Here is a 10,382-nt window from a genome sequence, read left to right as displayed (position 1 = left end):
GGCCGGGGCTGCCCGCCTGGCTCCGCCGGGACTCCCAGTAGAGCCGGGCCGCGGAGGCGCCCGTGTTCGTCAGCCAGAACATCATCACGTCGTCGAGGATCTCGTCGCGCGGGACGGCGTCCTCGGGGGAGCCGTCGTGGTCGGTCACGTCCTCGAACACGGTGTAGATCCACGCCGCGAGGCCCACCGGGGAGTCGGCGAGGGAGTAGCCGATCGTCTGCGGGCGGGTGGCCTGCTCGCGGGCGTAGGCGTCCTGCTCGCTCGCGTACCGCTGCGTGCGGGCGGCCATCCGGTGCTCCTCGGGGGTGGCCTCCTGCATCTCCTGCGGGGTGGGGAACACCAGGGGCAGGTTGAAGTGCAGGCCCACGCAGCCCGAGCCGGGCCGGCGGCCGATCTCGTCGACGACCGCGGCGCCCCAATCGCCGCCCTGCGCGAACCAGTCGTCGTAGCCGAGCCGGGCCATCAGGGTGATCCACGCGTCGGCGATGCGGGCGGTGTCCCAGCCGGGGCCGGTGGGCTTGTCCGAGAACCCGAATCCGGGCATCGACGGGACGACGACGTGGAAGGCGTCGCGGGCGTCACCGCCGTGGGCCACCGGGTCGGTGAGCGGCCCGACCAGACGCCGGAACTCCAGGACCGAACCCGGCCACCCGTGGCACAGCAGCAGGGGCCGGGCCCCGGGCTCGGGGGAGCGCACGTGCAGGAGGTGGATGCCCAGGCCGTCGACGACCGTCCGCGAGGACCCGAGGGCGTTGAGGTCCCGTTCGCAGCGCCGCCAGTCGTACTCGGTGGCCCAGTGCCGGCACAGGTCCTGCAGGCGGTGCAGCGCCGGGCCCTGGCCCGCCGCGGTCTCGGCCTCGGGCCAGCGGGTCGCGAGGAGGCGGGTGCGCAGGAGCTCCAGCTCGGCCTCCGGCACGTGGATCGGGTGCGGCGTGACGGCGGCGGCGTCGGTGGGTGCGGTGCTCACGGGGACTCCAGGTGTGGTGGGCGGATCCTCAGTAGACCACGGAACCGGAAGACAACTTCAACTTGGTAACGCGTCCTCCACTTGGGTACTCTCGCGGCGTGACGACGGGAGGGCCGGGCCTGCGCCGCGACGCCGAGCGGAACCGGCAGCGACTGCTGGAGACGGCGGGGGCCCTCATGGCCGAGCGGGGGCTCGGCGTCTCCTACGAGGAGATCGCGCGCGCGGCCGGGACGGGGATGGGCACCGTGTACCGGCGGTTCCCCGACCGGCAGGACCTCGTGGACGCAGTGTTCGACGGGCACGTCGAGGCCGTGCACCGGATGGCCGAGGACGCGGCGCGCGGCGAGGACGCCTGGGTCGGCCTGGGCGAGTTCTTCACCCGGCAGCTGGAGCTGGAGGCGGAGAACCGGGCGCTGGGGCAGATCCTGCGCGGCCAGGACGGGTCCTACGCGATCGTCGAGCGCACCAGCCGGCGGATGACCCCCGTCGTCCGCGGGCTCCTCCAACGGGCCGTCGCGGCCGGGCAGCTGCCGGCCGGGGTCACCGTCGGCGACCTCGTCGCGGTGCACCTCATGGTGGGCAGCGTCCTGGACGCGTCGCGGGAGTTCGCGCCGCACCTGTGGCGGCGGGCGCTGGCCGTCGCCCTCGCGGGTCTCCAGCACGCCGACCTGCCGGGCCCGGCCCCGGCGGACGACGCCGTCGAGCGCCTGTTCTCCCGCGACGGGCCCTGACCGGGCCGGGTCAGCGGGGTGTGGCCACCCAGACCGTGCGGTCGGCGCGGGGGCTGAGGGGCAGGTCCGCGGCGAGGAGCGGGAGCAGGTCGGTGACGGCGGCCCGGTCGGCGGCGGTCAGCGCCCCCAGGGTGGCGAAGCGGGTGAGCCACTCCCGGGCGTAGCGGCGCGCGGCGGGGGTGACCGGGGCGGGCGTCGAGAGTTCCGTCCGCTGGACCGTGAAACCCGCTCCCTCGATCACCGGGGTCCAGTCGGGGTGGTGGTTCCAGCCCTCGGCCGCGGCGGCGGCGTGGCAGCGCTCTTCGACTGCGGCGCAGGCGGAGTCCGCCAGGAAGCGTGGCAGGCCGGCGAGCTCGACGACCACGAGGGTCCCGCCGGGAGCCAGTGCGGACCGCACGCCCGCGAGCAGCGGTGCGGGGCGGGTGACGTGGTGCAGCGAGGACGCCGCCCACACCAGGTCCGGTGGCCCGGCCGCGGCTCCCAGCTCCGGGAACCCCTCGTCGAGATCGGCCTCGAGCGTGGCGAAACCGTGCTGCCGCAGCGCGTGGAGCATCTCGCGGTCGTTGTCGACGCACGTCAGCGTCGCGCCGGGGTGGCGGGCGCGGAGCAGCCGGCTGCCGGTGCCGCTGCCGGCCCCCAGGTCCACGACGTGGCGGGGAGCGGGAACCCCGGCGAGGTCGAGAGCGGCGCCGAGCTGGGCGCCGAAGACCTCGGCGTCGAGGTCGAGGAACTCCCGGTGGTCTCCGGCCCCGTGGTCGGTCTGCGTTCGGTCGTCGTGGTGGGGGCCGTGGTCGTGCCCGTGCTGACGCATGCCTCGACGGTACGTGCGGTCTGCGGTTGACGCATAGAGTCTTGCGCATGAAGCACGACGCCGCGGGCTCCTCCGCCGTGACCGTCGAGAGTTCGTCGTGCGTGGGGCTTTCGTGTGTCCGCCGACGAGCAGCCCGTCAGCGCCGTCACTCGAACGGCGCAGGGGGAAGGGTCGACGCTGCCCGCATCGGGGATGCTGGGGCGGTGACGGCACCTACGGCCAAGCGGGCGAGGCGCCGCGCCGGCCACCGAGGTGCGGACCGGTGGTCGGACTGGTGGCTCATCGGCGGATTCGCGTTGTGGACGGTCGTCGCCGCCGCGGACCGTGACTGGAGCTCGGCTCTGACGCCGGCGATCTGCTTCGTCGGATTTGCTCTTCAGGTGCTCCTGAAGGTGATGCGCCGACCGACGGCCGCGACCGTCGTCGTCGTGGTCACCGTCGGCTGCGTCTTCGTCGTCTCCCTCCTTCAGCAGGCGTGGTTCGTGGCGGTCGTGACGGGCGTCGGGCTGCTCGCCATGGCTGGGGTCTGGCTGGTCGATGTGCGACCCAACACCTGGGCTCGACGACGGAGATGTCGGTCGCGAGGTAGGACGTCCGGATGAGGCCCTGCTGTGATCACCACGTCGAGAACAGGTCTGCCGAGCGTCCGGTGCCTAGGGGGTCGCGATGAATGCCCCGGAAGACGTCATCCGGCGCTACGACGGCGGCATCAGTGAGTTGGAGCACCGGGGCGAGCGCTTGGGCGCCCTCCAGTTGACTGCTGGAGTGTGGGACCACAGGCACGGCCCCCTTTTGGCGCCGCGAGAGGTGGACGGCGCTGGAGTTGCGGTGGGAAGTGTTCTTCGTCGACCCGCAGCGGTACTCGGACTGGGGATTGATGTCGGATGAGGACTTCGACGAGCTGCAGGCGGGCGAGTTCAGCTTCGTCGGCGTGACCTACGCGGTGAACTGGTTGCCGTCTCCGCGCGGCGTCGAGTTGCTCCGCGAACTCGGGGCCATCGGGGATCCGCCCTGAGGACGTTGGTCCGCCGATCCCGACTGCCCTCGCTCCCGTGCTGACGCATGCCTCGACGGTACGTGCGTTCTGCGGTTGACGCATAGAGTCTTGCGCATGGAGCACGACATCGACGGACTCATCCGCCGCCGCATCCGGGCGCTGCGGCTGGCCAAGGGGTGGTCGCTGGACACCCTCGCCGCCCGCTGCTTCCTCAGCCCGTCGACCCTGAGCCGCATCGAGACCGGCGACCGGCGCCTCGCGCTGGACCAGCTCGTGCCGATCGCGCGGGTCCTCGAGGTGAGCCTCGACGAGCTCGTCGAGAGCGGCGAGGACGAGGACGTCGTCATCCGGCCCGAGCCGGCGCACCACCCGCACGTCACCAACTGGCTGCTGTCCCGCGACCGCGCCGCCGCGGGCATGGTCGTCGTCAAGACCCGGCTGCACGCCGGGGTGGCGCCGACCGGCGAACCCCGCGTGCACCCCGGCTGGGAGTGGTTCACGGTGCTCTCCGGGCGGGCGCACCTGCAGCTGGGCGACCGGGTCCTGGTCGTCGAGCCGGGAGAGGCCGCGGAGTTCTCCACGATGGTGCCCCACCGGATCGCCCCGGTACCGGGGTCGGGGGACCTGGAGATCCTGTCGATCTTCAACCGCGACGGCGAGCGAGCCCACCTCCACGAACCCTGATCCTTGCCCTTGGCGCAAGGAGTGGTGCGTTCAGCGCAGGAGCGCCGTACCGTCCTCGGCATGACGTCTCCCGCCCCCTCGACCGTCCGCCCGACCGAGACCGCCCTGCTCGACGCCGTCGTCATCGGTGGGGGCGCCGCGGGCCTGACCGCCGCGACGTCGCTCGCGCGGTTCCGCTACCGCGTCGTCGTCGTGGACGCGGGGCAGCCCCGCAACGCCCCGGCGCACGGCGTGCACAACCTCCTCGGGCTCGACGGCGTCGCGCCGGGCGACCTCCTCGCCGCCGGGCGGCGTGACCTCGCGGCGTACGGAGCCGACGTCGTCGAGGCCGCGGTGGTGTCCGTGCACCGCACGGCGCCGGCCGCGGCGGCACCGGAGTTCCGGGTGGAGCTCGCCGACGGGAGCGCTCTGCGCGCGCGACGCGTGGTGGTCGCCAGCGGGCTGGTCGACGACCTGCCCGACATCGAGGGTTTGGCCGAGCGGTGGGGCCGCGACGTCCTGCACTGCCCGTTCTGCCACGGCTGGGAGGTGCGCGACCAGCGGATCGTCGTCCTGGCCACGGCCGCACGCTCCCTGCACGCCACGCTGCTCTGGCGCCGGCTCAGCGAGCACGTGACCGTGGTGCTGTCCCCCGGGGTCGAGCCGAGCGACGCGCAGTGGCAGCAGTTCGCGGCCCGCGGCGTCGGCGTCGTCGAGGCCGGCGCCCCCGCCGGGCTGGTCGTCGAGGGGGACCGGCTGACGGGGGTGCGCCTGAGCAGCGGGCGCGTGGTGCCGGCCGACGCCGTCGCGGTCGCCACGACGATGCGGGCCCGGGTGGAGTTCCTCGCACCCCTGGGGCTCGCGCCGGTCGAGTTCGCGATGGGGCCGGAGGTCCTCGGCACCCGCCTGGAGTCCGGCGAGATGGGGCTCACCGCGGTGCCGGGCGTGTACGTGGCGGGCAACGCGGGCGATCCGATGGCGCAGGTGGCGACGGCCGCCGCCGCGGGTCTGACGACCGCGGCCGCGGTGAACGCCTCCCTGCTCGAGGAGGACACCGCGGTGGCCGTCAGCGCGGGGGTGACGGCCCCCGGGCCGGGGACGTCCGGCGCGTTCTCCGCGGCCGCGGAGCGCGAGGTCGGCGAGCTCGTCCTCGGCGACCGGCGGCACGGCCTGTGACCGGGGAGCGTCAGCGCACCGCGTCGGCCACGGACTGCAGGCGGGCGCGGTAGCCGGCCCACCAGGCCGCGTCGCCCGCCGGCAGGTTGTCGTTCCCCGCGCGCACGCCGGCCTGCCCGTCGACGAGTTCGCGCACCAGGTCGGCGTGACCCGCGTGGCGGTGCGTCTCGGCGACCACGTGCAGCAGGATGCGCTGCAGCGTCACGGAACGGCTCTCCGGCCGCCACCACCGCACCTCGCCGGGGGCGTCCAGCGGCAGCGCCGTGATGGTCGCGTCGCTGTGCTCCCACACCCGGCGGTACAGCGCGACGACGTCCGCGGGCGACTCCTGCGCCGTCGCCCACATGTCCGCGTTGGGTTCCGCGTCGTCGTCCGTCCAGGGCAGGGGTTCGGGGAACTCGCGGCCGAACACCTCACCGAAGTACCCGGCCTCCACGCCCGCCAGGTGCTTCACGAGCCCCAGGAGGTTCGTCCCGGTCGGCGTGAGCGGACGGCGGACGTCGTGCTCGGCCAGCCCCTCCAGCTTCCAGAGCACGGCGTCGCGCCCCTCCTGGAGGTAGCGGTGCAGGTCGGTCTTCGCGGCGGAGGTCACCCGCCCACCCTCGCCCACCCGGCCGCCCTCGAGGAAGGGGCCTCCCCTGCGTCAGGACGGGACGGCGGCGAGTTCCGTGGCCTGCCGCAGGGCCTCCACCATGCTGCCCACCTCCACGCGGCCGGTGCCGGCGATGTCGAACGCCGTGCCGTGGTCGACGGACGTGCGGATGACGGGCAGGCCCACCGTGATGTTCACGCCGGCCTCGATGCCGAGCACCTTCACGGGGCCGTGGCCCTGGTCGTGGTACATGGCGACGATCAGGTCGTAGTCGCCCCGGCCGCCGAGGAAGAACGCCGTGTCCGCGGGCAGCGGACCGGTGGCGTCGATGCCCGCCGCGCGCGCCGCCTCGATGCCGGGGGTGACCTTCTCGGCCTCCTCGCCGTAGCCGAACAACCCGTTCTCGCCCGCGTGCGGGTTGATGGCGCACACGCCGATGCGGGGCGAGGGGTTCCCCGCGCGGCGCAGCGCGTCGGCGCCGCGGCGGATGGTGCGCTCCACGAGGCCGGGTTCGATCCGCGCGACCGCGTCGATCAGGCCGATGTGGGTCGTCACGTGGATGACCTTGATGCGCGGCGTGGTCAGCATCATCGACACCTCCTCGACCCCGCAGAAGTGGGCGAGCAGTTCGGTGTGCCCCGGGAAGAGGTGGCCGCCCGCGTGCAGCGCGGCCTTGTTCAGCGGCGCGGTGCAGATGGCCTGCACCTCCCCGCGCAGCGCGAGCTCGCACGCGATCCGCACGTACTCGTGGGCCGCGTGGCCGGCCTCCGCCGACAGCTCGCCCCACGGCAGGTCGGCCGGCAGCAGGTGCGGGTCGACCACGTCGATGCGCCCCGGTGTGAACGCCGCCTCGGCCACCGACGCGACCTCCACGACGTCGACCTCGACGCCCAGGGCGCCCGCGGCCAGGCGCAGGCGGTGCGCGTCGCCGACGACGAGGGGGCGGCCGGCCGTGAACGCCTCCGCGTGCAGCAGGGCGCCGACCGTGACCTCGGGGCCGACGCCCGCGCCGTCGCCCATCGTCACGGCGATCACGGGTCGGCGGTCCCCGGTGACCGGGGCCGGGTCGGCGTTCGTCGTGGTGCTCACAGCATCTCCAGGGGTCGGGGGGCGGAGGGTTCCGTGCGGGGGTGTCCGGGCGCAGCGGTGCGCAGCCGGCGCAGCAGCAGCACGAGGTCGTGCAACTCGGCGGGACCGCCGAAGCTGCCGGGTTTCGTGGCGACGAGCCGGCCGTCGCGGGCGAGGCTCACGACGGCGCCGTGGGACAGCTGCGCGACGGGGCGCAGCAGGTCGACGCCGAGGCGGTCCAGCACGGCGCGGGCCGTCTCGCCGCCCGTGAGCACGAGGTCGCGGTGGCCCACGACCGCGACCGCCCGCTCGGCCAGCCGCACCACGGCGGCCCGCGCGTCGGGGTGGGCGCCGGCCAGGCTCAGCACGAGCGGGTCGGCCGCCGGAGCCTCGGGTACGAGGGCGTCGGCGACCGGGGTGACCAGCACCGGCGCGGCGCCCGGGGCGGCCGCCAGCAGGTAGGCCAGCTGCGCGGCCGTGGCGGCGGCCCCGCTGCCCGCGACGACCGCGGTGGCGCGGGGGCCCGTGGCCACGGTGAGCTCGGCGACGGTGACCTCGGCGACGGCGGGGGCGCAGGAGCCGTCCGCCGCGGGGGTCGCGTCCGCCGCGGCGGCCACGAGGGCGGCGCTGCCGACCAGCGCCACGCGGTGCCCCTCGCCCGCGAGCAGGGCGGCCGCACGGGCGGCCGCGGCGAGGTCGTCGTCGGTCTCGGCGTCGAGGACGGCGCACGCCCCGGCCACCACGACGCCGCGCAGGACCCCCGCGAGGCCGGGGGAGCGCACCGCGGCGAGGCCGACCTCCTGCGGGGCGGCCGCCAGCAGGTCCCGCACGGCGGCCGGGGCGGTCGTGGGCTCGCGGTCCCACAGGCCCGTCCCCGCCAGCGCGACGCCGTCCACCAGGGGGACGCCGCCGACGACCGTGCGCCCCAGCGCGGGCAGCGCTCCCGCGAGGACGACGCCGAACCCGTTGTCCTGCAGGGCCGAGACGGTCGCGCCGACGTGACCCCGCCACAGCGAGTCGAGCTTCACGGCGAGCAGCCCCGCCGGCGCGAGGGCCGCGACCGCGGCGGTCACCGCGGCGTGCCCGGGCCCCGGTGCGGTGCACCGGTGGTCGACGTCCACGACGAGCGTCCCGGCGTGCGCGGGCGCCGCGGCCGCCGCGCCCAGCAGGACCGTGCAGGGGCGACCGCGCTGCAGCAACAGCCCCGCGACCTCGGCCGCGCCGGAGAGGTCGTCGGCCAGCACGACGCCCAGGGCGCGGTGCTCGGCGGGACTGCTCACCCCCGGAGTCTCGCGGGTGGTGGCCCGACCGGCACCTCCCGCCGGCCGGCACCCGTCAACCGTCGAGGTCCGCCTGGTGCGCGCGCTCCGCCGCCCGCGCCTTCACCTGCTCGACCCGGCCCATGCCCACCTCGCCCGGGTCGGGCGCCGGCCAGTACGCGTTCCACGCCTCGGCGATCTTCCCGGCCAGCTCGGGCGTGACGACCGACCCGAGGAAGTCGTCCAGGTCGGACGGCTCGTCCCCGCGGCGCAGGTGCAGGGTGTGGCCGGTCTCGCGGCCGACGCGCAGGCGCAGTTCGGTGTGCTGGCTCATGCCGCCACCCTGCCGGGGCCCGCGGCGGGCGGCGACCGCACGACCCGGCCCGGGGCGGGGAGGTGTGGGAGGTTCGTCGTGTCGGCGAGGCGAGGGAGGGGACCGTGGCGGAGCGCGTGTCGTTCAGCAGCAGCACGGGTCAGCGGCTGGCGGGGCTGCTGGACCTGCCGGACGGCGAGGCGCGCGGGTGGGGGGTGTTCGCCCACGGGTTCACCCTCGGCAAGGACTCCCCGGCCGCCGCGCGGATCTGCAAGGGCCTCGCGGCCGAGGGCATCGGGATGCTGCGCTTCGACAACCTCGGCCTCGGCGACTCCGAGGGCGACTGGGGCGACGGCTCCTTCACCCACAAGGTGTCCGACACCGTCCGGGCCACGGAGTTCATGCGCGAGCGCGGGACTCCGGTCCACCTGCTCGTCGGCCACAGCTTCGGCGGCGCGGCGGTCATCGCCGCGGCGGGCCAGGTCCCCGGGCTGCAGGCCGTGGTCAGCGTCGGGGCACCGTCGGAACCGGGGCACGTCGAGCACAACTACGACGCGCTCGTGGGCCGGGTCATGGCCGAGGGGCACGCGGAGTGGCTCGTGGGCGGGCGGGCGCTGACGCTCAAGCGGGCCTTCATCGAGGACGTGCGCCAGGCCGACCTGCGCCACCACGTCCGGCAGCTGGGGCTGCCGCTGCTCGTGATGCACTCGCCGACCGACGACACCGTGAGCATCGACAACGCCAGCACCATCTTCAAGCTGGCGCAGCACCCGCGCAGCTTCGTGGCCCTCGAGGGTTCCGACCACCTCCTCATCGCGGCCGGGCAGGCGCGGCGGGCCGCGCGCATCATCAGCGCCTGGGCCGACCAGTACCTGCGCGAGAGCTAGCTCACCTCCCACCCGGCGGCGCCCGGGGCGCGCCGCGCCCTACCGTGACCGGGTGTCCTTCCCGCGCCTGCCCCTCGTCGACGCCCCGGCGCTGACAGGGCCCCAGCTGATGCACCAGCACTGGGACGACCTGGCCTTCCTGCACTGGGCCGTCGACCCGGCCGTCGTCGCCCCGCACCTGCCGCCGGGGGCGGAGCCCGACGTGCTGGACGGCGCGACCTACGTCGGCCTCATCCCGTTCACGCTGCGCGGGGCCGGGCCCGGGACGCTGCCGGCCGTGCCCTGGGCGGGCACGTTCCTCGAGACGAACGTCCGGCTGTACTCGCGCGACGCCGCGGGCCGGCGCGGCGTCGTGTTCGCGAGCCTCGACGCCTCCCGGCTCGCCGTCGTCCTGGGCGCCCGCACGGTGTTCGGCCTGCCGTACCGGTTCTCGGCGATGCGCCGCGCGGTGCGCGAGCGCGACGGGCACCGGGAGCTCGCGTGGACCGCCCGCACCCGCTGGCCCGGGCCGGCCGGCGTGCGCAGCCGCGTCGTCGTGCGCGAGGGGGCGGCGCTGAGCCCGGCCGAGCTCGTCGCCGACGAGGTCGGGCAGTTCGTCAGCGCGCGCTACGGCCTGCACGTCGAGCACCTCGGCCGCACGTGGTGGATCGCCAACGAGCACGAGGCGTGGCCGCTGCGCCGCGCGGAGGTCCTCGCCCTCGACGACGGGTTCCTGGCCGCCGCGGGTTTCGCGGACCTCGCGCACCGCGCACCCGACCACGTCAGCTTCGCGCGGCGCGTCACGACGAGGTTCAGCGTCCCCGTCCGGCTCTGAGCGCGGAACTCCCCGGCGGCCCCGGCCGTTGCCGATCGACAGACCCCTACCGCTGAGAGGACCGCCGCCGCCGTGCGCGACGACAGCCCCGACCCTCCGAGTAC

Annotated in this window: 13 protein-coding genes; 7 read left to right on the top strand and 6 right to left on the bottom strand. The window is 75.4% G+C overall.

Annotated elements, in window-relative coordinates; translation table 11 throughout:
- Window positions 1–967, bottom strand: a 967-nt coding sequence (locus tag GTR02_RS15635) for an alpha/beta fold hydrolase (protein WP_166608420.1), incomplete at its 3' end; no start/stop codon positions are given.
- Between the two features lie 98 nt (window positions 968–1,065).
- Here GTR02_RS15635 and GTR02_RS15630 point away from each other — a divergent pair.
- A complete protein-coding gene (locus tag GTR02_RS15630) occupies window positions 1,066–1,698 on the top strand; it encodes a TetR family transcriptional regulator (protein ID WP_205709390.1) in 633 nt (210 codons plus the stop codon).
- Between the two features lie 10 nt (window positions 1,699–1,708).
- Here the strand turns inward: GTR02_RS15630 and GTR02_RS15625 are convergent, their stop codons facing one another.
- Window positions 1,709–2,509 carry a class I SAM-dependent methyltransferase gene (locus tag GTR02_RS15625; protein ID WP_166608419.1) on the bottom strand — a complete coding sequence of 267 codons (801 nt, stop codon included), beginning with the start codon at window positions 2,507–2,509 and terminating at the stop codon, window positions 1,709–1,711.
- Between the two features lie 47 nt (window positions 2,510–2,556).
- Here GTR02_RS15625 and GTR02_RS15620 point away from each other — a divergent pair, with 47 nt between their 5' ends.
- The 4 genes from GTR02_RS15620 (at window position 2,557) to GTR02_RS15605 (ending at window position 5,345) form a co-directional block, all read left to right on the top strand.
- The gene (locus tag GTR02_RS15620; RefSeq protein ID WP_166608418.1) at window positions 2,557–3,111 is read left to right on the top strand and encodes a hypothetical protein; all 555 of its coding nucleotides are present in this window, start codon (window positions 2,557–2,559) and stop codon (window positions 3,109–3,111) included.
- A 233-nt stretch (window positions 3,112–3,344) separates the two neighbouring features.
- The gene (locus GTR02_RS15615; protein WP_166608417.1) at window positions 3,345–3,524 is read left to right on the top strand and encodes a hypothetical protein; all 180 of its coding nucleotides are present in this window, start codon (window positions 3,345–3,347) and stop codon (window positions 3,522–3,524) included.
- A 96-nt stretch (window positions 3,525–3,620) separates the two neighbouring features.
- On the top strand, window positions 3,621–4,190 hold the full coding sequence (locus GTR02_RS15610) for a helix-turn-helix domain-containing protein (RefSeq protein ID WP_166608416.1): 570 nt from the start codon (window positions 3,621–3,623) through the stop codon (window positions 4,188–4,190).
- 60 nt (window positions 4,191–4,250) lie between these two features.
- Window positions 4,251–5,345, top strand: a complete 1,095-nt coding sequence (locus GTR02_RS15605; RefSeq protein ID WP_166608415.1) for an NAD(P)/FAD-dependent oxidoreductase — start codon at window positions 4,251–4,253, stop codon at window positions 5,343–5,345.
- A gap of 10 nt (window positions 5,346–5,355) precedes the next feature.
- Here the strand turns inward: GTR02_RS15605 and GTR02_RS15600 are convergent, their stop codons facing one another.
- From GTR02_RS15600 to GTR02_RS15585, 4 genes are read right to left on the bottom strand one after another with little or no spacing between them, the layout of a single operon-like run.
- Window positions 5,356–5,937 (bottom strand): mycothiol transferase, encoded by a 582-nt coding sequence (locus tag GTR02_RS15600; protein ID WP_166608414.1) that lies wholly within the window; start codon window positions 5,935–5,937, stop codon window positions 5,356–5,358.
- Between the two features lie 51 nt (window positions 5,938–5,988).
- Complete coding sequence (pdxA, locus tag GTR02_RS15595; protein ID WP_205709389.1) at window positions 5,989–7,026, bottom strand: 4-hydroxythreonine-4-phosphate dehydrogenase PdxA; 1,038 nt, start codon at window positions 7,024–7,026, stop codon at window positions 5,989–5,991.
- Entirely contained in the window at window positions 7,023–8,285 is a 1,263-nt protein-coding gene (locus GTR02_RS15590) for a four-carbon acid sugar kinase family protein (RefSeq protein ID WP_166608413.1), read from the bottom strand. Before GTR02_RS15590 ends, pdxA begins: the two co-directional genes overlap by 4 nt.
- A gap of 55 nt (window positions 8,286–8,340) precedes the next feature.
- Window positions 8,341–8,598 carry a hypothetical protein gene (locus GTR02_RS15585; RefSeq protein WP_166608412.1) on the bottom strand — a complete coding sequence of 86 codons (258 nt, stop codon included), beginning with the start codon at window positions 8,596–8,598 and terminating at the stop codon, window positions 8,341–8,343.
- A 104-nt stretch (window positions 8,599–8,702) separates the two neighbouring features.
- On the opposite strand from GTR02_RS15585, the gene GTR02_RS15580 reads away from it, so the two are divergent.
- Together GTR02_RS15580 and GTR02_RS15575 are read left to right on the top strand one after the other, a co-directional pair.
- Entirely contained in the window at window positions 8,703–9,464 is a 762-nt protein-coding gene (locus GTR02_RS15580) for an alpha/beta fold hydrolase (protein ID WP_166608411.1), read from the top strand.
- Window positions 9,465–9,516: 52 nt separating this feature from the next.
- Window positions 9,517–10,278 carry a YqjF family protein gene (locus tag GTR02_RS15575; RefSeq protein ID WP_338073851.1) on the top strand — a complete coding sequence of 254 codons (762 nt, stop codon included), beginning with the start codon at window positions 9,517–9,519 and terminating at the stop codon, window positions 10,276–10,278.
- The last annotated feature ends 104 nt before the right edge of the window (window positions 10,279–10,382 follow it).

Source organism: Kineococcus siccus, from assembly GCF_009906795.1.
Lineage (GTDB): Bacteria > Actinomycetota > Actinomycetes > Actinomycetales > Kineococcaceae > Kineococcus > Kineococcus siccus.
This window is presented reverse-complemented; position numbering and strand designations above follow the sequence as displayed.